This window comes from Streptomyces luteosporeus (genome assembly GCF_039532865.1).
Lineage (GTDB): Bacteria > Actinomycetota > Actinomycetes > Streptomycetales > Streptomycetaceae > Streptomyces > Streptomyces luteosporeus.
In genome coordinates this window covers 225305-245588 of sequence record NZ_BAAASL010000002.1, presented here as the reverse complement: position 1 = coordinate 245588, position 20284 = coordinate 225305, and the positions used below count along the sequence as shown (strand labels likewise).

At 74.4% G+C, this 20284-nt stretch carries 17 protein-coding genes; 6 read left to right on the top strand and 11 right to left on the bottom strand.

Going from position 1 to position 20284, the window contains the following annotated elements:
* Nucleotides 1-5 precede the first annotated feature (5 nt).
* From ABD361_RS03210 to ABD361_RS03200, 3 genes are read right to left on the bottom strand one after another with little or no spacing between them, the layout of a single operon-like run.
* Nucleotides 6-917, bottom strand: a complete 912-nt coding sequence (locus tag ABD361_RS03210; protein WP_344433094.1) for an ABC transporter ATP-binding protein — start codon at nucleotides 915-917, stop codon at nucleotides 6-8.
* Nucleotides 914-1831, bottom strand: a complete 918-nt coding sequence (locus tag ABD361_RS03205) for an ABC transporter permease (RefSeq protein ID WP_344433093.1) — start codon at nucleotides 1829-1831, stop codon at nucleotides 914-916. Before ABD361_RS03205 ends, ABD361_RS03210 begins: the two co-directional genes overlap by 4 nt.
* Complete coding sequence (locus ABD361_RS03200) at nucleotides 1821-2777, bottom strand: ABC transporter ATP-binding protein (protein ID WP_344433276.1); 957 nt, start codon at nucleotides 2775-2777, stop codon at nucleotides 1821-1823. Before ABD361_RS03200 ends, ABD361_RS03205 begins: the two co-directional genes overlap by 11 nt.
* A gap of 240 nt (nucleotides 2778-3017) precedes the next feature.
* On the opposite strand from ABD361_RS03200, the gene ABD361_RS03195 reads away from it, so the two are divergent.
* From ABD361_RS03195 to ABD361_RS03180, 4 genes are read left to right on the top strand one after another with little or no spacing between them, the layout of a single operon-like run.
* Nucleotides 3018-3860, top strand: a complete 843-nt coding sequence (locus tag ABD361_RS03195) for a M24 family metallopeptidase (RefSeq protein WP_344433092.1) — start codon at nucleotides 3018-3020, stop codon at nucleotides 3858-3860.
* Nucleotides 3857-5677, top strand: a complete 1821-nt coding sequence (locus tag ABD361_RS03190; protein ID WP_344433091.1) for an SDR family oxidoreductase — start codon at nucleotides 3857-3859, stop codon at nucleotides 5675-5677. Before ABD361_RS03195 ends, ABD361_RS03190 begins: the two co-directional genes overlap by 4 nt.
* 33 nt (nucleotides 5678-5710) lie before the next feature.
* A complete protein-coding gene (locus ABD361_RS03185; RefSeq protein ID WP_344433090.1) occupies nucleotides 5711-6613 on the top strand; it encodes a metal-dependent hydrolase in 903 nt (300 codons plus the stop codon).
* A 9-nt stretch (nucleotides 6614-6622) separates the two neighbouring features.
* Nucleotides 6623-7561 (top strand): MerR family transcriptional regulator, encoded by a 939-nt coding sequence (locus tag ABD361_RS03180; protein ID WP_344433089.1) that lies wholly within the window; start codon nucleotides 6623-6625, stop codon nucleotides 7559-7561.
* 207 nt (nucleotides 7562-7768) lie between these two features.
* Here ABD361_RS03180 and ABD361_RS03175 read toward each other — a convergent pair whose 3' ends face one another.
* Nucleotides 7769-8323 (bottom strand): hypothetical protein, encoded by a 555-nt coding sequence (locus ABD361_RS03175; protein ID WP_344433088.1) that lies wholly within the window; start codon nucleotides 8321-8323, stop codon nucleotides 7769-7771.
* Nucleotides 8324-8421: 98 nt separating this feature from the next.
* Here ABD361_RS03175 and ABD361_RS03170 point away from each other — a divergent pair, with 98 nt between their 5' ends.
* Nucleotides 8422-8982, top strand: a complete 561-nt coding sequence (locus ABD361_RS03170; protein ID WP_344433087.1) for a PadR family transcriptional regulator — start codon at nucleotides 8422-8424, stop codon at nucleotides 8980-8982.
* A gap of 21 nt (nucleotides 8983-9003) precedes the next feature.
* On the opposite strand, the gene pspAB is transcribed toward ABD361_RS03170, so the two are convergent.
* The 3 genes from pspAB to ABD361_RS03155 form a co-directional block, all read right to left on the bottom strand.
* Nucleotides 9004-9588, bottom strand: coding sequence for a PspA-associated protein PspAB (pspAB, locus tag ABD361_RS03165; protein ID WP_344433086.1), 585 nt, complete (start codon nucleotides 9586-9588; stop codon nucleotides 9004-9006).
* Complete coding sequence (gene htpX / locus ABD361_RS03160) at nucleotides 9588-10490, bottom strand: zinc metalloprotease HtpX (RefSeq protein WP_344433085.1); 903 nt, start codon at nucleotides 10488-10490, stop codon at nucleotides 9588-9590. Before htpX ends, pspAB begins: the two co-directional genes overlap by 1 nt.
* A 70-nt stretch (nucleotides 10491-10560) precedes the next feature.
* Nucleotides 10561-11460 carry an LLM class flavin-dependent oxidoreductase gene (locus ABD361_RS03155; protein WP_344433084.1) on the bottom strand — a complete coding sequence of 300 codons (900 nt, stop codon included), beginning with the start codon at nucleotides 11458-11460 and terminating at the stop codon, nucleotides 10561-10563.
* An 80-nt stretch (nucleotides 11461-11540) separates the two neighbouring features.
* Here ABD361_RS03155 and ABD361_RS03150 point away from each other — a divergent pair, with 80 nt between their 5' ends.
* Nucleotides 11541-12404, top strand: a complete 864-nt coding sequence (locus ABD361_RS03150) for a Cof-type HAD-IIB family hydrolase (protein ID WP_344433083.1) — start codon at nucleotides 11541-11543, stop codon at nucleotides 12402-12404.
* Between the two features lie 393 nt (nucleotides 12405-12797).
* Here the strand turns inward: ABD361_RS03150 and ABD361_RS03145 are convergent, their stop codons facing one another.
* The 4 genes from ABD361_RS03145 to cydB all read right to left on the bottom strand — a co-directional run bounded on the left by ABD361_RS03145 (nucleotide 12798) and on the right by cydB (nucleotide 20258).
* Nucleotides 12798-13937, bottom strand: coding sequence for a M23 family metallopeptidase (locus ABD361_RS03145; protein WP_344433082.1), 1140 nt, complete (start codon nucleotides 13935-13937; stop codon nucleotides 12798-12800).
* Between the two features lie 112 nt (nucleotides 13938-14049).
* The gene (locus ABD361_RS03140) at nucleotides 14050-15651 is read right to left on the bottom strand and encodes a GAF domain-containing protein (RefSeq protein ID WP_344433275.1); all 1602 of its coding nucleotides are present in this window, start codon (nucleotides 15649-15651) and stop codon (nucleotides 14050-14052) included.
* Between the two features lie 73 nt (nucleotides 15652-15724).
* Nucleotides 15725-19246 (bottom strand): thiol reductant ABC exporter subunit CydD, encoded by a 3522-nt coding sequence (gene cydD, locus ABD361_RS03135; protein ID WP_344433081.1) that lies wholly within the window; start codon nucleotides 19244-19246, stop codon nucleotides 15725-15727.
* Nucleotides 19247-19256: 10 nt separating this feature from the next.
* Nucleotides 19257-20258 (bottom strand): cytochrome d ubiquinol oxidase subunit II, encoded by a 1002-nt coding sequence (gene cydB / locus ABD361_RS03130; RefSeq protein ID WP_344433080.1) that lies wholly within the window; start codon nucleotides 20256-20258, stop codon nucleotides 19257-19259.
* Nucleotides 20259-20284 lie beyond the last annotated feature (26 nt).

Genomic DNA, 20284 nt, shown 5'->3' with positions numbered 1-20284 from the left:
TCCTTTCAGGCCGCGACGAGGTAGGAGAAGACCGATTCCAACGACTCGTCGGAGGGCGTGACGGTCAGGAGCCGGATGCCGTGGGCCCGGGCGAGCTGCGGCAGGATCTCGGTGAACCGGCCGAAGTCGGCGGCCTGGACGCGCAGGGCGCCCTCCTGGACGTCGACGTCGATGCCGGAGGTGGAGGGGTCGGCGATGAGCGCCGCGGCCAGGGCCCGGTCGTCGCTGGAGCGCACGAGGTAGCGGTGAGGGCGGTCGGTCATCAGGCGGCGGATCTTGCGGAAGTCGCCGGAGGCGGCGTGCCGGCCGGCGACGACGACCTCGATGTGCGCGGCCAGTTGCTCGACCTCCTCCAGGATGTGGGAGGAGAACAGCACGGTGCGGCCCTCGGCGCCCATGGCGCGCAGCAGGTCCATCAGCTGCATGCGCTGGCGCGGGTCCATACCGTTGAACGGCTCGTCCAGCAGCAGCACGGAGGGCTCGTGCACGAGGGCGGAGGCCATCTTCACGCGCTGGCGCATGCCCTTGCTGTACGTGGCGATCTTGCGGTCCTGGGCGTACTCCATCTCCACCGTGGCCAGGGCCCGCTGGGCCTCCTTGGCGCCCAGGCCGTGCAGCTCGGCGTTGGCCAGGACGAATTCGCGCCCGGTGAGGAAGTCGTACATCGCCTCGCGCTCGGGGACGACCCCGATGTGGCGGTAGACCTGCTCGTTGCGCCAGATGACGTCGCCGTCGAGGGTGACGGTGCCGGTGGAAGGGGCGAGGAAGCCGCCCATCATGTTGATGAGGGTGGACTTGCCGGCGCCGTTGGGGCCCAGCAGGCCGGTGACGCCGGGGCCGACGGTCATGGTGATGTCGTTGACGGCCACCACGTTGCCGAACCAGCGGGAGACGTTGTCGAGGCGGATCGTGGTCACAGCCCTGCCCTCCGGTAACGGCGCATCAGGAGTGCGTAGCAGCCGGCGACGACGGCCAGCAGGACGCCCAGGTAGACGACGCCGGCCGCGGTGCCCGGCCCGTGGCCGCCGGGGAAGGTGCTGGTGGCCGACAGGAACGCCGTCTGGACGCCGTCGACCAGGGTGATCGGCGAGAGCAGCCCGAGCCAGGGGATCACGTCGGTGTGGTCGGTGGTGAGCGCGATGCCCTGGACGGTGCTGACCGCGCCGTAGGAGATCGTCAGGACGGCGATGACGGCGGCCACTCCGAACCCGCGGCGGGGCGTGAGCGCGGCGACCACCAGGCCGATGCCGGCGAAGAGGATCGAGAGCAGAGCCACGGAGACCAGTCCTTGTGCGAAGCCCTTCGTCTGGTCGGCGAAGTCCATCTTGGCCAGCAGGGCGCCGACGTAGAGGATCACCAGGGGCACCGCGGTGAGGACGAACAGCGCCGACGCCATCGCCGCGAACTTCGCGACGACGTAGTCCACGCGCTCGATCGGGCGGGAGAAGTACAGCGGAACGGTCTTGAAGCGCAGGTCGCGGGAGACCGCCTGGGGCGCCTGCGCGGCCAGGTACAGCCCGATGACGGCCTGCACGTAGAGCGCGTAGCGCGTGTACTGCATGGGCAGGCTGTGCATCTTGGTGCTGACGGCCACGGCCACCACGATGGCGGCGGGCAGGCACATCACACCGAAGAGGATCATCGGCAGCACCTTGGAGCGCGCCGAGCGGCCCAGGCCGTAGGCGCCGCGCAGGCTCTGCGAGAACAGCGAGCGGCGGGCGTAGGCCCGGCCGAGGCGGGCGCCCTCGTAGGGGCGGTAGCCGATGTTGTGGATGACGTCCGGGTGGGCGCCGCGCGCGGGCCCGCCGGTGGTCGGGGCGTCATGCGGCATGGCCGGCGCCTCCCTTGTGCGGCTCGTGCGGTTGCTCGTCGCGGAAGACCTCCGCGATGCGGTGGCGGCGCTGCTCCATGCGGACCAGGCCCACACCCAGCCCGGCGACGGCATCGCGCACTACGTCGTACGTCTCCTCGCCCGCCACGTCGACCAGCAGCACCCGGCCGGACGCCGGGGAGCCGTCGGCCGCCCGGCCGGCGGGCCGGGCCGTCAGGCCCGCGCCGGTCAGCGCCGCGAGCAGGGCCGCGGTGCCGTCGGGGCAGGCGTCGGTGTCGGTGACCTCGACGGCGAGGGAGCCGGTGTCCTGGGTGAAGTCCTCGGTGGAGGAGGAGCGCAGCAGCCGGCCGCCGTCGATGACGACGACGTGGTCGCAGGTGCGCTCCAGCTCGCCGAGCAGGTGCGAGGTGACCAGCACCGAGATGCCGAAGTCGGTGTGGACGCGGCGGATCAGGGCCAGCATCTCGTCGCGGCCGACCGGGTCGAGGCCGTTGGTGGGCTCGTCGAGCAGCACCAGGCGCGGGTCGTGCACGAGCGCCTGGGCCAGCTTGACCCGCTGCTTCATGCCCGTGGAGTAGCCGCCCATGGGGCGGTAGCGCTCCTCGTACAGGCCGACGTGGCGCAGGGTGTCCGCGGTGCGCTCGCGCGCGGCGGTGGGCGGCAGCCCGGACATCCGCGCCATGTGCACGACGAACTCGGTGGCCGAGACGTCGGGCGGCAGGCAGTCGTGCTCGGGCATGTACCCGACGCGCTCGCGGATGCTCCCGCCCTGGGTGGCGACGTCCAGGCCCAGCACCTCGGCCCGGCCCTCGGTGGCCGGCATCAGTCCGAGCAGGATCTTGATGAGCGTGGACTTGCCGGCTCCGTTGGCACCCACCAGACCGGTGACACCGGAGGTGATGTCGAGGGAGAGCCGGTCCAGGGCGGTCACCCGTGGGTACCGCATGGTGAGGCTTTCGGTGGCGATCACAGTCACACCTTCGACGGTAGTGCCGCGCCCGCCGCCGGGCGTCAGACCAGACGGCTGGATCCGCCTACTCCTCCGGTCTGACACTCCCGTACGGGTGACGGGGGTGGGCGCGGGCGACCGGTCGGTGCACGACCCTTGACGCGGCCGCCGGTCATTGTCACATTCATCGGTGTCAACGTGCGTGCACGGCTTCGGTCTTGGGCGGAGGACGACGGCATGACGGATGCGGTGGGCACGGCGGAGCTGGAGGGCTTCCGCCGGGTGCAGCGCCTGGCGTACGAGTGCGCGGAGGCGGTGGCCGCCCGGCTGAGGCCCGGGGTGACCGAGCGCGAGGCCGCCCGGATGCAGCGGGAGTGGCTGTACGGGCGCGGGGTGCGGGACTGGTTCCACCTGCCCTTCGCGTGGTTCGGCGACCGGACGGCCTTCACCGGCTTCCGGGTGCCGCTGCAGTTCTTCCCCACGGGCCGCCGGCTGGAGCCGGGGATGCCGTTCATCCTCGACATGGCGCCGGTGCTGGACGGCTTCACCGCGGACATCGGCTACTCGGGCTGCCTGGGCGCCAACGCCCTGCACGACCGGCTCCTGGACGACCTGGCCGAGCACCGGGAGCTGATCCTGCGCGAGGTGCGCGAACGCCGGCCGCTGCGGGAGATCTACGAGGACGTCGAGCGGCTCATGGTCCGCCAGGGCCACGTCAACCGGCACCGCGCCTACCCCTTCGGCGTGATCGCCCACAAGGTGGGCCGGGTGCCGCAGCGCCGCTTCTCGCCGCAGGTCCTCGGCTTCGGCACGCAGGCGCTCAAGGGACTGGCGGCGGACGCCCTGCGCGGCCACCGGGAGGGCTGGTCGCCGCTGTGGAGCCCGCGCCGCTCCTCCGACCACCCGCCGCGGCCGGGCCTGTGGGCGGTGGAACCTCATCTCGGCTTCCGGGGCACGGGCGCGAAGTTCGAGGAGCTCCTGGTGGTCACCGACTCCCGGGATCCCGAGGAGAGCGCCTTCTGGCTGGACGACGACCTGCCGCACGTGCGGCGGGGGAAGAGGGAGGGAGCAGCCGCATGAGCGGGGACGGCACAGGGGACGGCACAGAGGTCGGCAGGGGAATCGAGGGCGCGCGCGAGCGCACCGTGCGCACGGGCGGGATCGAGCTGTGCGTCGCCGAGCTCGGCGAGGCGGACCGCCCCACGGTGGTGCTGCTGCATGGCTACCCCGACTCCAAGGAGATCTGGGCCGAGGTGGCCGCCCGGCTGCGGGACCGCTTCCACGTCGTGCTGTACGACGTGCGCGGCCACGGCCGCTCCAGTGCCCCCGCCCCGCTGCGCGGCGGCTTCACCCTGGAGAAGCTCACCGACGACTTCCTGGCCGTCGCCGACGCGGTCAGCCCCGGCCGGCCGGTGCACCTGGTCGGGCACGACTGGGGGTCGGTGCAGGGCTGGGAGTTCGCCACCGTGGCGGCGACCGAGGGCCGCCTGGCCTCCTTCACCTCGATCTCGGGCCCGTCCCTGGACCACTTCGGGCACTGGATCAAGGAACGGCTCGCCCGGCCCACCCCGCGCCGCCTCGCCCACCTCCTCGGCCAGAGCACCCGCTCCTGGTACGTGGGGGCGCTGCACCTGCCCGGGCTGCCGGAAGCCGCCTGGCGCGGGCCGCTGGGCCAGCGCTGGCCGCGGATGCTGGGCCGGCTGGAGACGCTGCCGCCGGACGCCGGCTCCGGCTACCCCACGGCCTCCGTGCGCGGCGACGGCGCCCACGGCGCCTGGCTGTACCGGGACAACGTACGGGCCCGGATGCTGCGCCCCCGGCCGGACGCCCACGCCCACGTGCCCGTCCAGCTGATCGTGCCCACCGGCGACATCTACCTCTCCGAACGGCTCTACGACGACCTGGAGCGGTGGGCGCCCCGCCTGGTGCGCCGCACGGTGGCGGCCCGGCACTGGGTGCCGCGCACCCGGCCCGACCTGCTGGCCTCCTGGATCACCGACTTCGTCACCGCCCAGGAGGACGCGCCGGCCGAGGGCGTGCCCGCCCGGATGCCGGCGGGCACCGGCCCGTACGCCGACCGGTTCGGCGGGCAGCTGGTGCTGGTCACGGGCGCGGCGAGCGGCATCGGGCGGGCCACCGCGCTGGCCTTCGCCGAGGCCGGCGCCCGCGTGATCGCGGTCGACCGGGACGCCGCCGGGGCCGCCCGCACCGCCGAGCTGGCGCGGCTGACCGGGGCACGCGGCGCCTGGGCCGAATGCTGCGACGTCTCCGACGAGCAGGCCATGGAGAAACTGGCGGCCAAGGTCGCGGGCGAGCACGGCGTGGTGGACGTGCTGGTCAACAACGCCGGCATCGGCCTGGCCGGCACCTTCCTGGACACCACCGCCGAGGAGTGGCGCAGGATCTGGGACGTCAACGTGGGGGGCGTCGTCCACGGGTGCCGCGTCTTCGGCCGGCAGATGGCCGAGCGGGGCCAGGGCGGGCACATCGTCAACACCGCGTCGGCGGCGGCCTTCCAGCCCTCGCGCGGCCTGCCGGCCTACAGCACTACCAAGGCCGCCGTGCTGATGCTCAGCGAATGCCTGCGCGCCGAGCTGGCCGGCAAGGGCATCGGGGTCACCGCCGTGTGCCCCGGCGTCATCAACACGCCGATCACCGGCAGCACTTCCTTCGTGGGCGTGGGCGAGGAGGAACAGCGCCGCCGCAGGGAGCGGACCGCGCGGCTGTACGCCCGGCGCAACTACCCGCCCGAGAAGGTGGCCGCCGCGATCCTGCGGGCGGTGGCCGGCAACGCCGCCGTGGTGCCGGTGGCACCCGAGGCCCACGTCCTGCGGATGCTCTCCCGCTTCACCCCGCGGCTGCGGCGAGCCCTCGCGCGGATCGATCCCCCGCTGTAGCCGGACCGGAAGAGGACCTGGAGGAACCCCCGCATGAAGCACGGCCACCGCATCGCCCCGCGCCGCGTGTCCTTCGACTGGCGCGAGACGCCGCTGCACTGGATACCGGACGAACCCACGGCCACCCACGTGGTCAACGTGCTGCACCTGCTGCTGCCCGCCGGCGAGCGGTGGTTCGTCAAGGTCTTCAAGGAAGCCCTGCCCCTGGTCACCGACGAGGCGCTGCGCAAGGACGTCAAGGGCTTCATGGGCCAGGAGTCCACCCATAGCGTCCAGCACTCCTACGTGCTGCAGCACCTCGCCGAACAGGGCCTGGACACCACGCCGTACACCCGGCACGTGGACTTCCTCTTCGACGTGCTGCTCGGCGAGAAGCCCCCCTTCGGCCTGCCCGTCACCGCACGCGAATGGCTGCGCTTCCGGCTTGCGGTGATCGCGGCGATCGAGCAGTTCACGGCGGTGCTGGGCGACTGGGTGCTGCGCGCGGAAGACGTGGACGCGGCCGAGCCGGACCCGGTGATGCTGGACCTGCTGCGCTGGCACGGCGCGGAGGAGGTCGAACACCGCTCCGTGGCCTTCGACATGTACGAGCACTGCGGCGGCGAGGACCCCGGCCGCTACGCCCGGCGGGTGCTCGGCATGGCGGTCACCGCACCCACGCTGTTCTACCTGTGGGGCCGGGGCGCGGCCTACCTTATCCGCAACGACCCCTGGCTCACCGGCCGGCTGCGCTACACCCTCCGCCAGCACAACCGGGCCGTCGCCAAGGGTCTGCTGCCCTCCTGGCGCGAACTGGGCTCGGCCGTGCCCCGCTACCTGCGGCGCTCCTACCACCCCTCCCAGGAGGGCTCGATGCAACGGGCCGTCGCCTACCTCGCCACCTCGCCCGCCGCCCGGGCCGCCGCGGGCGCGGTGGGCCGCGCCGCCGTCTCGTAGGGAGTCGCCGTGCCGGAAGCGGAGTACCGCATCGAGGACCTGGCCCACCGCAGCGGCACCACGGTCCGCACGATCCGCGCCTACCAGGACCGCGGCCTGCTGCCCAGGCCGCGGCGGGACGGCCGCGCCAACGTCTACGGCGAGGCCCACCTGGCCCGGCTGCACCAGATCGCGGAGCTGCTGGAGCGCGGCTACACCCTGGCCAGCATCAAGGAACTGCTGGACGCCTGGGACACCGGGCGGGGCCTGGGCGGGGTGCTGGGCCTGGTCACCGAGACCGAGGGGCCCTGGAGCGACGAGGAGCCGGGCCGCATCGGCCGCGCCGAGCTCGCCGCGGCCTTCGGCGGGGAACAGGACGACGCCGCCGTCCGGGAGGCGGTGGACCTCGGCGTCCTCGTCCGGCTGCCGCCCTCGGGCGACGAGCCCGGTGAGGAGCCCTGCGAGGAGTTCCTTGTGCCCAGCCCCCGGCAGCTCGCCGTCGCCGTCGAGCTGCACGCCGCCGGGGTGCCCCTTGCCGCGATCTCCGGCCACCTGCGCGAACTGCGGACCCAGGTCGAACACATCGCCTCCCGCTTCCTGGAGTTCACCACCGAACACGTCTTCCGCCCCTACCTCGACCAGCCGCTCGCCGACGAGAAGGCCGCCGAGGCCGCCGACCTGGTGCGCCGGCTGCGCCCGCTGGCCCAGCAGACCGTGGACGCCGAACTGGCCCGCGCCATGCGGGAACTGGCCGTCAGCCACCTGCGCCGCCACCTGGCGCCGGCGCCGTGCGCGCCCGCCGCGGACGATCCCCCGGAGCCGGTGCCGCTGCCGGCCGCGACCGTGCGGGCCGTGCGGGCCCTGGCAGGGCCCGCGAACACGGCCGCCTTCATCGCCGCCGCGGCCGAGCGGGAGGTGCAGGCCCGCACGCTGGACGCGCTCGTCCCGGCCCCGCCGCCGCCCCCGTGAGGGGGCGCCATGGTGGGCGTGTCCGGCGGATCGTGCAGCGCCCCGTCAGGGGCGCGGGGAACTGCGCGACAAGCCACGACGCACCCGCAGATGAAGTGCGTCCTTCGCCCGGGCCCCGCGGTGGCGTGTCGGCTGCGGGCCGTCGGTGGCCGATCGCGCAGTTCCCCGCGCCCCTTCGGGGCGCCGTGGTGCAGCGGCCGAGCCGCCCTAGGCGGCCTGTTCCAAGCGGGCCTTGGCCCGCTCCGGGTAGCGGGCCGTGAACACGGCCGGTGCCACGAACCCGGCCACCTGCACCGGTATCGAGACGGCGCTGCCGAGCCCCGCGGCGGCGACCCCCGCCAGCGCCGCCGCGGTCACGGTGAACGAGGCCGCCCAGGCCGCCGTGAGCACCACGTTGATCCGGCGGAAGCCGGGGTGGTCCCACACCTCGGGCGGCGCCTGGCGCTTGGCTATGCCGGTGGTGAACGGCCGGCCCACCAGGAGCGTCGCCCAGGCGGTGACGGCGAGCCAGCCGAGCGACAGGCCCCCGCCGTAGTGCCGCAGCCCGCTGTCCGGCAGGGCGAAGGCCAGGGCCGTCAGGGCCGCGAAGAAGACGGCGGTGCTGCCCTCCAGCACCAGCGCCTCCCGCTCCGTGCCCGAACGGCGCTCCGAGGCCAGCAGCGCCAGCGCCGCCACCAGACCGGTGACCGCACCCCACTGCCAGCCGGCCGACGAGACGACCGCGAAGGCGATCCAGGGAATGAAGCCGCGCAGGTAGTTCACCGGATCTCCTCGATCCCTCACTGACATTCCAATGTTGACATGTCGAAGTTAGAAGATTCAGCGCCCACATGTCAACAGTGGAAGGTAGGCTGGGGAGCATGAGCCTGAGACACGCCATGCTCGGCCTCCTGGCCGAGAAACCTGCCAGCGGGTACGACCTGATGAAGCGGTTCGAGACCTCGCTCGGCAACGCCTGGCCGGCCACGCAGAGCCAGGTCTACGGCGAGCTCGGCAAGCTCGCCAAGGCCGACCTGCTCGAAGTGGTCGCCGAGGGCCCGCGCGGCCGCAAGGAGTACGCCATCACCGAGGCCGGCCGCGCCGAGCTCCGCCGCTGGCTGACCGAGACGGCCCCCGAGCGGACCCGCCGCAGCGAGGCGATGCTGCGGGTCTTCTTCCTCGACCTCCTCACCCCCCTGGAGGCCGTCGCCTACCTCTCCGGCGAGGCCGAGCGCGTCGCCCGGCAGCACGCGGGCATGCGGGAGCTGGAACGTTCCGTCGACTGGAGCGACGGACCGCTGGCCGTCAACGGCCGCCTGGCCCTGGAGTACGGCCTGCGCTTCACCGCGATGTACGAGGAGTGGGCCCGCTGGGCGGCCGCGCAGGTCGAGGAGCGCATCCGGCAGGAGAGATCCGAAGAGGAGGGGGCAGAGGGCTCCTGACGGAAAGCGAAAGCCCGCTGCTCACAGCCCCGGTGCCCCCCACACCGGGAACCAGCGCCCCAGATCCTTCTCGATCCGCAGATCGTCCGCCAGCAGCGCCCTGACCTGCAGCTCCAGGGCGTTGTCCCGCTTGTCGTGGGCTGCGGGCAGCGGCGCGAACGGGTAGAACGTACCGCGCTTGTAGAGGTAGACGAGGGCGAGCGGCCGCCGGTCGCCGTCCGCGAACGCCATGAGCGAGCACAGCAGTTGGGGTCCGAATCCGCCGTCCTGGAGCAGGGTGTTCACCGCGTGCAGGTCGCTCACGAGGGCGGCGGTGTCCTCGGGGGGCTGCCGGGCGAGCAGCCAGGTGTAGCCGTAGGCGTCCCGGCTGAACTCCACGGGCACGCCGCCGCGTGCCACGTCGGTGTCCAGCAGCTCCCCCACCTCGCGCCGGATCCGGTCGAACGCCCCGCCCTCGACGCTGGCGAAGCACACCGACGCCAGCCCGGTCGGCGCGAACCCGGCCCCCGCCTGCAGGGTGACGGCGGCGGAGGGCAGGGCGAACAGCCGGTCGAGATCCGGCCCCACCTGCCGGCTGCGGCCCAGGATCGCGTCCCACCAGCCCATCAAGCGCCTCCCAGCCGTGCCGCGATGCGTCCGAGCTGCTCCAGCCGCTGTTCCAGGGAGGGGTGGGAGTCCAGCAACTGCGTCAGGCTCTCCTTGGAGAAGGCGGGGACGAAGTAGAAGGCGTTGAAGGGCTCCGCCTGGCGCAGGTCGCGGGTGGGGATGCGGGCCATCTGCCCGGTCACCTTGGTCAGCGCGGACGCCAGTGCCGAGGGCCGGCCGGTGAGCAGGGCGGCGGCGCGGTCGGCGGACAGCTCGCGGTAGCGGGAGAGCATGCGGGTCAGCAGGAAGCTGATGACGTAGACGACCGCGCTGATCAGCGGGATGAGCACCAGGAGCACGGCGGTGTTCTGGTCGCGGCCGCCGGCCCGGCGCAGCCCGCCCCACAGCCCGATGCGGGTGACGATCCCCGCCAGGACGCCGAGGAAGGAGGCGACGGTCATGACCGCCACGTCGCGGTGGGCGACGTGGGAGAGCTCGTGCGCGAGCACGCCTTCGAGCTCCTCGGGTTCCAGCCGGCGCAGCAGCCCGGTCGTCGCGCAGACGACGGCGTTGCGCTGGTTGCGGCCGGTGGCGAAGGCGTTGGGCACGTCGCTGTCGGCGATCGCCACGCGGGGTTTGGGCATGTCGGCGAGCGCGCACAGCCGGTCGACGGCCCCGTGCAGCTCGGGCGCCTGTTCGCGAGTGACCTCGCGGGCGCCCATGCCGAAGGCCGCGATCCGGTCGCTGAACCAGAACTGGGCGACGAAAACGGCGCCCGCGAGCACCAGGACCACCGGCCAGGACCCGCGCAACAGCGCCACCAGCACGCCGACGAAGACGACGTACAGCAGGCCGATGAGGAACATCGTGCCGACCATGCGAGTGGTCAGCCCCCGGTCGGGGGCGAATCGGGATCCGCGCACCGCGCACCTCCAGGGCCCGAGGGGCCCGACGGAGCCTTCGTCCCGATTCTCCCTCTCCGGGGCCCGCGGGTCAGCCCAGCTGGGCGAGCGCGTCCGTCGCGATCTTCTCGAAGACCGCGACGTCCGCCGCGAAGACCGAGTCGGCGATCGGGAAGTGCACCACGATCTCGTCGATCCCCAGCTCGGCGTGGGCGCCCGCGAAGTCGACGAACGCGTCGAAGGACTCCAGCGGCCGGTCCGGCGTGAAGCCGGTGAGCAGCACCTTCGGCAGCTCGGCGACGTCGCGCCCGGCCTTGGCGCAGATCTCCCCGAGCCGCTCGATCTGCCCGGCGATGGCCGCCCGGGACTGCTCCGGCGTGCCCGTCTCGTACAGCTTCGGGTCGCCCGTGGTCACCCATGCCTGGCCGTGCCGGGCCGCCAGCCGCATCCCGCGCGGGCCGGTGGCCGCGACGGCGAAGGGCAGCCGGGGCCGCTGCACGCAGCCGGGGATGTTGCGCACCTCGTGGGCCGCGTAGTGCTCGCCCTCGTGGCTGACGACGGGCTCGGTGAGCAGCCGGTCCAGCAGGGGCACGAACTCGGCGAAGCGGTCGGCGCGCTCGCGCGGCGACCACGGCTCCCGGCCCGGCCCGAGCAGGGCGGTGGCGTCGAAGCCCGAGCCGCCGGCGCCGATGCCGAGCGTGATGCGGCCGCCGGAGATGTCGTCCAGCGAGATGAGCTCCTTGGCGAGCGTCACCGGGTGGCGGAAGTTCGGGGAGGTCACCAGGGTGCCCAGGCGCATCCGGGACGTCACGCCCGCGGCCGCCGTCAGGGTCGGCACCGCGCCGAACCACGGGCCGTCGCGGAAGGTGCGCCACGAGAGGTGGTCGTAGGTGTACGCGGTGTGGAAGCCCAGCGCCTCGGCGCGCTCCCAGGACGCCCGGCCGCCCTCGTGCCAGCGGCGGTCGGGAAGGATCACGGTGCTCAGTCGCATGCCCCGAGCGTAACCGCCGCCCCGGACAACCGTACGCACGTTTGTGCGCACGCGCCTGCGCGGTGGCGGAGAATGGGCCCGTGACTTCCGCTACCGAGCAGCCCGGTCCGCCGCCACCCCGCCGGAGCCCCGCCGTGCCCCGGCTGATCGCCACCGACCTGGACGGCACCCTGCTGCGGGACGACAAAACCGTCTCCACCCGGACCGTGGCCGCCCTCGCGGCCGCCGAGGCCGCCGGCATCGAGGTCTTCTTCGTCACCGGCCGCCCGGCCCGCTGGATGGACGTCGTGGCCGACCACGTGCACGGGCACGGCCTGGCCATCTGCGCCAACGGCGCCGTCGTGGCCGACCTGCGCGACGGCGCCCGCTTCGTGAAGGTGCGCCCGCTGCGGGCGGCCGCCGCCCTGCAGATCGTCCACGCGGTGCGCGCCGCGGCCCCGGGCGCCTCCTTCGCCGTCGAGCGCACCGGAGGAGTGCGCTACGAGCCGCAGTACCCGCCCTTCCCGCTCGACCCGACCATGGAGACCGCCCCGGCCGAGGAGCTGCTGGGCGACGGCGAACGGGCCGGCGACCCGGTCGTCAAGCTGCTCGCGTACCACCCGGAGCTGGAGCCGGACGCGTTCTTGCACCTGGCCCGGGCCGCCGCCGGCGAGCACGGCGTCTTCACCCGGTCCAGCCCCACCGCGCTGCTGGAGATCAGCGGCCCCGGCGTGAGCAAGGCCAGCACGCTCGCCGAGTGCTGCGCCGAGCGCGGCATCTCCCCGGACCAGGTGGTCGCCTTCGGTGACATGCCGAACGATTTGGAGATGCTCGACTGGGCGGGTACGGCGTACGCGATGGCGAACGCCCATCCGGAGGTGCTGGCCGCGACTGTGTTGCACACGGCTGCCAACACGGAGGACGGCGTGGCCGCCGTCATCGAGGAGATCCTGCAGGGTCTCTGACGCCTGTCCGGCACCGCCCCCGCCAGGGGCGCGGGGAACTGCGCGATCGGCCAAGGACGGCCCGCAGCCGACGGGCCACCGGCAGGCCCGGGCGAAGCAAGGTACTTCGTCTGCGGGTGCATCGTGGCTTGTCGCGCAGTTCCCCGCGCCCCTACGGGGCGCCGTGGTGCCGCTACAGCGCCACTCCGGGGCGGCTGCGGGCGCATCGTGGCTTGTCGCGCCCGCGCGGCGGAGCCGCAGATCGGACACTGCCCCGCGCCCCTACGGGGCGCCGGGGCGCCGCTACAGCGCCACTCCGGGGCGGCTGCGGGCGCATCGTGGCTTGTCGCGCCCGCGCGGCGGAGCCGCAGATCGGACACTGCCCCGCGCCCCTGACGGGGCGCCGGGGCGCCGCTAAAGCACCACGCCGCGGGCGCGTAGCCAGGGGACGGGGTCCACGGCGCTGCCGAAGTCGGCGGTCGTGCGGACCTCGAAGTGCAGGTGCGGGCCGGTGGAGTTGCCTGTGGTGCCCGACAGGGCGATCCACTCGCCCGGTCGCACGCGGTGGCCCGGTGCCAGCAGCGGTGCCGCCAGGTGGGCGTACTGCGAGTACCAGCCGCCCTGGTGGCGGACGACCATGCTGATGCCGAACGGCCCGCCGCAGCCGATGGACACCACCGTCCCCGCGCCCACCGAGCGCACCGGCGTGCCGGTGGGCACCGCGAAGTCCTGTCCGCTGTGGCCGCTCGCCCAGTGCGCGCCGGTGCCGCCGAAGCCGGCGCTCAGCTCGTAGCTCAGCAGCGGCCGGGTCCAGCCGGAGCGGGAGACGCCGGCGCCCCGGTTGGCGTCGTCCTGTGCCTGCGCGCCGCTCTGCAGCTCCTCCTGCAGCCCGTCGAGGTCCACCGGTGTGCAGCGGCCGTCGCGGACGGTCAGCTCGGCCAGGGCGTTCAGTTCGCTGCGCGAGGTCGCCAGGCGCTCCTCCAGGGCGGCCTTCTCCGCCCGCAGCCGCGCGGTGTCGGCGGCCAGGGCCTGGGCCGTGACGGAGGCCGACAGCCGGCCGGCGGCCAGCGTCCGGCTTCTGTTGTCGTTCTCGATCAGCATCCGGGCCAGCCGCTCGCGCCGGTCGAACTCCAGCATCTGCATCGAGATCAGCTCCAGGGGCTCCTCCGCCGCGTCCGGGGAGCCCGCCGCGGTGAACCCGCCGGTGCGGTACTGCTCGCGCGCCGCGGCCCCCGCGTCCCGGCGCAGCAGGGACGCCGCCGACCGCTGCCCCTGCAGCTGGTGCGCCAGGCGCGCGGCCCGCGTGCGCTCCTCGTTGGCGGCCCGCACGCCCCGCTCGTACCGCAGGGCGACCCGGCCGGCCTCGTGGGCCAGGCGCAGGACCTCCGAGCCGACGCGCACCAGACGCTGCGGCGGCCGCCCCGCGGACGACGGTTCCGCAGCCGAGACGGGCACCAGCAGGATGCCCAGCGCGCACAGCGCGGCGGCACCGCGCAGGTGCCTGCGGTGGGGAGCTGGAGCGTACGGATGCAGTCGCCGCTTCGATCGCCGCATGCCGCGATCCTGCGCGGGCACCCGGCGGACCGCGCCCGCGGGCGACCGTTCGGAGGAAGGAATGCGGCCGGAAGGAGCCGCCCGTACGCCCACCGGGCCCACGGGCGGCGCGCTACAGGGGCGCCTCCCACACCACCGTCGTACCGCCGCCGTCCTCGCCGATGCCGGGGCCGTACGCGCTGGAGCCGCCGAGGGACTCGGCACGCTTGGCGAGGTTGCGCAGCCCGCTGCGCCGGCCGCCCTGGGGGATGCCCACCCCGTCGTCGGCGACCGTCAGCCGTACCGCCTCCCGGCCGTCCGGCAGGGTGGCGGTGGCGTCGACGGCGACCTCGATGCGGGAGGCCTGCGCGTGCCGGTAGGCGTTGGAGAGCGCCTCCCGCAAGGCGGCGATCAAGTTCTTGCCGGTGAGTTCGCCGACCTTGGCGTCCACCGGGCCGGTGAACGTCGCCGACGGCCTGAAGCCCAGCGGCACCGCGGCCGTGCCCAGCTCCCGCAGCACCCGGGTGCGCAGCCCGGCGGGGCTCTCCGTGGGCTCCTGCTGCAGGGCGAAGATGGCGGTGCGGATCTCCTGGATCGTCACGTCCAGCTCGTCGACGGCCTGCCCCACCCTCTCGCGCACCTCGGGCAGGTCGGCCATCCGGTGGGCGCTCTCCAGCAGCAGCCCGGTGGCGAAGAGCCGCTGGATGACGAGGTCGTGCAGGTCGCGGGCGATGCGGTCGCGGTCCTCGAAGACCGCGAGGCGCTCGCGGTCGCGCCGGGCCTGGGCCAGGACGAGCGCGAGGGCGGCCTGCGCGGCGAACTGGACGGCGAGGGTCCGCTCGGTGTCGCTGTACGGTCTCGCCCCGCGCCGCCGCGGGATGGCGAGCGTGCCCAGCACGCGCTCGCCGCTCTTGAGCGGCAGCAGCATGCTCGGGCCGAAGCGCGGCGCCACCTCGGTGATCATGCGGGGGTCGGTGGCCGAGTCGTCGACGAACACCGGCTCGCCGGCCATCAGCTGCGAGACCACCGGGCTGTGCGGCGGCATCACCGTGCCCAGCAGCGCCTCCGGCTCGTCGGCCGCCACCGCCACCATCTCCAGGCCGCCCTCGCCGTCCGGCACCAGCACGATGCCGGCATCGGCCCCGGCGAGCCGGCGCGCCTGCTCGGCGACGACGGTCAGCGCGTCCTCGCCCTCCCCGCCCGAGAGCAGGGCGGTGGTGACCGCCACCGAACCGTCGATCCAGCGCATGCGCTGCCCCCGCTCCTCGTGCACCCGCGCATTGCCGATCGCGATGCCCGCCTCGGTCGCGAGGATCTTCACCATGTGCAGGTCCGCGATGCCGAACTCACCGCCGTCCCGCTTCTCCGTCAGGTACAGGTGGCCGAAGATCTCGCCGCCGACCCGGATCGGCACCCCGAGCGCGTGCCGCCCGTCGGGGAAGGCCGCGGTCCCGCCGCCGCCCTCCTCCGCCGCGCCGTAGGTGACGAAGTCCGACAGCTCCACACCGCCGGCCTCGCCCACCACCCCGATCGCGGCGTACCGGGCGCCGGCCAGCTCGGCGGCCGTGCGGCAGATGCGGTCCAAGGTGGTGTGCAGCTCCAGGCCGGTGCCGACCGAGCGCATGGCCTCCAGCAGCTGCGGCACCCGTCCGGTGAGCTCCGTGGACAGCCCCCGCAGGCTGCGTGTGGCCTCGGTGGCCGCATCAAGGGGGTCCAAAGGGTCCAAGGGGTCCATGCGCCGGGCCGGGGGCTCGTCCGGGGGGTCCGCGGGCCCGGTGGGCTCCGCCGTGGCTGCCATGCCGCCGAGCCTAATGAGCCCCATTTGCCAGGGAAAGCGCCTTTCGGTGGGTGTCCGGCGCGTCGTTGCCCGCTTCCCGGTCGAGCATGCGGCGGAACGGCCCCGGCCCGCCCGCGAGCTCCTCGTACGTCCCGCGCTGCACCACGCGCCCGTGCTCCAGGACGACGACCTCGTCGACCGCCGCCAGCCGCGCGAGCCGGTGCGTGACGATCACCGTGGTACGGCCCTGCGTCGCCGCCAGCAGATCCGCCGTCAGCGCGTCCGCGGTGGCCAGGTCCAGGTGCTCGGCCGGCTCGTCCAGCACCAGGACGGGAAAGCCCGCCAGCAGCGCCCGCGCCAGCGCCAGGCGCTGCCGCTGCCCGCCCGAGAGCCGGGCGCCGTGCTCGCCGACCATCGTCTCCAGCCCCTGCGGCAGGCCGTCCACCCACTCCAGCAGCCGCGCCCCCGCCAGCGCCGAACGCAGCTCCTCCTCGCCGGCATCCGGCCGCGCCAGCCGCAGGTTCTCCCGCAGCGAGCTGTCGAAGACGTGCGCGTCCTGGGCGCACAGCCCCACCAGGCGGCGCACCGCGTCGCCGTCCATCGCCGCGGCCTCGCGGCCCGCCAGCGTGTACGAGCCGGCCTCGGCGTCCAGGAAGCGCAGCAGCACCTGGGCCAGCGTCGTCTTGCCCGCCCCCGACGCGCCCACCACCGCGATGCGGCGGCCGGCCGTCAGCTCCATCCCGAAGTCCTGCAGCGCCGGCGCGTCCTGCCCCGGGTGCCGTGCCGTCAGGCCCGCCACCCGCAGCGGGAAGGGGGACTGCGGCGCCGGCTCCGTCCCCTCCCGTACGGGCTCGGGCGCGTCCAGCACCTCGTACACCCGCTCGGCCGATCGCCGCACGCGCTGCCGGTGCTGCACGGCGAGGGGCAGGCCGGTCACCGCCTCGAAGGCGGCCAGCGGCAGGAGCACCACCACCGCCAGCCACACCCCGCCCAGCCGGCCGTCGTGCACGGCCGCCGCCCCCGCCCACGCCGCACCCGCCACGGTCAGACCGCAGGCCAGCGCCGACAGCCCGGCCCCCAGCGCGGTGGCCGCCGACGCGCGGCGGGCAATGCGCGTGAGCGCGGCGTCGGTCGCCCGCAGCCGCGCCAGCCGGGCCGGCACCGCACCGGCGACGGTCAGTTCGGCGAGCCCCGTCATCAGCTCGACCACCTGCTGCGACAGCTCCCCCCGCGCCGGCGCCAGCAGCCGCTCCGCCCGCCGGGCCACGGCACCGGACAGCACCGGCACGACGACCCCGGCCAGCAGCAGCCCGGCCGCCAGCACGGCACCGGCCTCCGGCAGCAGCCACGCGGCGAAGGCCACCGAGGCGGTGCCCACGAGCACGGCCGAGACCAGGGGCAGCAGCCAGCGCAGGAAGTAGTCCTGCAGCGCGTCGACGTCGGCGACGAGGCGGGAGAGCAGGTCGCCCCGGCGGCTCTCCCGCAGGCCCGCCGGCGCCAGCCGCTCCAGCCGCCGGTAGACCGCGACCCGCAGGTCCGCCAGCACGCGCAGGGCCGCGTCGTGGGACACCAGCCGCTCGGCGTACCGGAAGACGGAACGGCCGATGCCGGACGCCCTGGTCGCCGTGACCGCCACCATCAGGTACAGCACGGGCGGTTGCTGGGAGGCCCGGGAGATCAGCCAGCCGGACGTCGCCATCAGGGTCAGGGTGCTGGCGAGGGCCAGCGTGCCGAGCACTGCCGCGAGGGCGAGCCTTTTGCGTACGGGGTGGGCCGTCGCCCGCACCCGGGCGAGGGCCCCCGCGCTGCGCGCGGAGGAGCCCCCGCCCGCCCGGTCACCCGGCATCGTGTCCGGGCCGGTGGGGGCTTCCCGCTCGGCCTGCACCGGCCGGGCGGTGGGTGCTGCCCCCGGCCCCGGGAGCGGGGCAGGCTCCAGGTGCACGACCCGGTCGGCCACCGCCAGGAGGGCCGGGCGGTGCACGACCAGGATCACCGTGCGGCCCGCCGCCAGCCTGCGGACCGCCTCGACGACGGCCGCCTCCGTCGTCCCGTCCAGGGCCGCCGTCGGCTCGTCCAGCAGCAGCACCGGGCGGTCGGCGAGGAACGCGCGGGCCAGGGCGAGGCGTTGGCGCTGCCCGGCGGACAGCCCGGCGCCGTCCTCGCCGAGGCGGGTGTCAGTGCCCTGCGGCAGCATGGAGACGAACTCGAGCGCACCGGCGTCGCGCAGGGCGGCGCGCAGCTGTGCGTCCGTGGCACCGGGCCGGGCCAGCTTCACGTTCTCGGCGACGGTGCCGGCGAAGAAGTGGGGGCGCTGCGGGACCCAGGCCACCTGGTCCCGCCAGCCGGAGGGGGTCAGCGATGCCAGGTCCGTGTCACCGATCAGCACGCGTCCGCTCGTGGGGCGCTGCAGCCCGAGCAGGACGTTCAGCAGGGTGGTCTTGCCCGATCCGCTGGGGCCGGTCAGGGCGAGCGTCTCGCCCGGGGAGACGGTCAAGGTGGTGGCGGCCAGGGCCGGTTCGGTGCGGCCCGGGTGGCGCACCTCGACGTCCTGCAGGCGCAGCGCCGCGCCGCGCGCGTCCGGGGCCGGCAGCGTGCCGGCCGGGGCGGGCGGGGTCTCCAGGAGGGTGAGCGCCTCGTCGGCGGCCGCCAGGCCCTCGGCCGCGGCGTGGTACTGCGCGCCGACCTGGCGCAGCGGGAGGTACGCCTCGGGGGCGAGGACGAGCACCATCAGCCCGGTGTACAGGTCGAGTTCGCCGCCGACGAGCCGCATGCCGATGCCGACGGCGACCAGGGCCACCGACACGGTGGACAGCAGTTCCAGGGCGAAGGAGGACAGGAAGGCCAGCCGCAGCGTGCGCAGGGTGGCCCGCCGGTAGTCGGCGGTGATCGTGCGGATGGAGGCGGCCTGGGCCTTGGCGCGGCCGAAGACCTTGAGCGTGGGCAGGCCCGCGACGACGTCGAGGAAGTGGCCCGACAGACGGGAGAGCAGCCGCCACTGCCGGTCCATCCGGCTCTGCGTGGCCCAGCCGATGAGGGCCATGAACAGGGGGACGAGGGGAAGGGTGAGGACGATGATCAGGGCCGAGAGCCAGTCGGCGGTGCCGATGCGGGCGAGCACGGCGACGGGGACGACGACGGCGAGGCCGAGCTGGGGCAGGTAGCGGGCGAAGTAGTCGTCGAGCGCGTCCATGCCGCGCGTGGCGAGGGTGGCCAGGGCGCCGGTCGGGGCGGCGCCGGGCCCCAGCAGGGCGGCGTGGCCGAGGAGCCGGGTGCGCAGGGCGGACTTCACCGCGGCGCTCGCGCGGTGCGCGGCCCGTTCGGTGAGCCAGGCCACCGCCGCCCGGCCGAGGGCGGCGGCGGCCAGCAGGATCAGCGGCCGCAGCAGGTCCGCGGGCGTCCGGCCGTGCTGGAAGGCGCCGGTGACCACCTCGGCGATCAGCATCGCCTGGGCGATCACCAGCCCGGCGCCGGCCAGGCCGAGGGCGACGGTGGCGGCGACGAAGCGGCGGGCCGCGGCGGCGTGGCGCAGGAGCCGGGGGTCGACGGGCTTCATGGCGCCGGGCTCAGTGGGCGGCCGGGATGTGCCGGGTGGAGATCCGCTTGCGGAAGACCCAGTACGTCCAGGCCTGGTAGCCGATGATGACGGGGGTCGCGAAGCCCGCGATCCAGGTCATGATCTTGAGCGTGTAGGCGCCGGAGGCGGCGTTGGTGACGGTCAGGCTCCACGCGGGGTCGGAGGTGGAGGGCAGCACGTTCGGGAAGAGCGCGAGGAAGACCGTGGCGAAGGCCGCCACCACCGCCAGTCCGGACAGCGCGAACGCCCAGCCCTCGCGCCGGGCCCGGTTCAGCAGCAGGGCCAGCGGCAGGGCGCCGAGGGCCAGGACGACCGCGGGCAGGCTGCGCCCGTTGCCGTACGCCGCCTGCGTCCAGATCAGGAAGGCGGCGGCGAGCAGCAGGGCCGCGATGCCGTAGCGCCCGGCGTGGGCGCGGGCCCGGTGACGGATGTCGCCGTCGGTCTTCAGGGCCGCGAAGACCGCGCCGTGGAAGGTGAAGAGCACGAGCGTGAACAGGCCGCCCAGCAGGGCGTACGGGCTGATCAGGTCGAGCACGTCACCGGTGAAGTTCTTGTCGGGCCCGATCGGCACCCCGCGCACGATGTCGGCGAAGGCGACGCCCCACAGGAAGGCGGGCAGCAGCGAGCACCAGAAGATGGCGGCTTCCCAATTGCGCTGCCAGCGCTCCTCGGGGCGCTTGTGGCGGTACTCGAAGGCCACGCCCCGCACGATCAGGCACACCAGGATCGCCAGCAGCGGCAGGTAGAAGCCGCTGAAGAGGGTGGCGTACCAGTCGGGGAAGGCGGCGAAGGTGGCGCCGGCGGCGGTGATGAGCCAGACCTCGTTGCCGTCCCAGACGGGCCCGATGGTGTTGATCAGGACCCGGCGTTCGGTGCGGTCCTTCGCCAGGGTGCGCGTGAGCACGCCGATGCCGAAGTCGAAGCCTTCGAGGAAGAAGTAGCCGGTCCACAGGACCGCAATGAGCAGGAACCAGAAGTCGTGGAGGTGCATGGCCCTCTCTCCCTTGTCTGTGACGC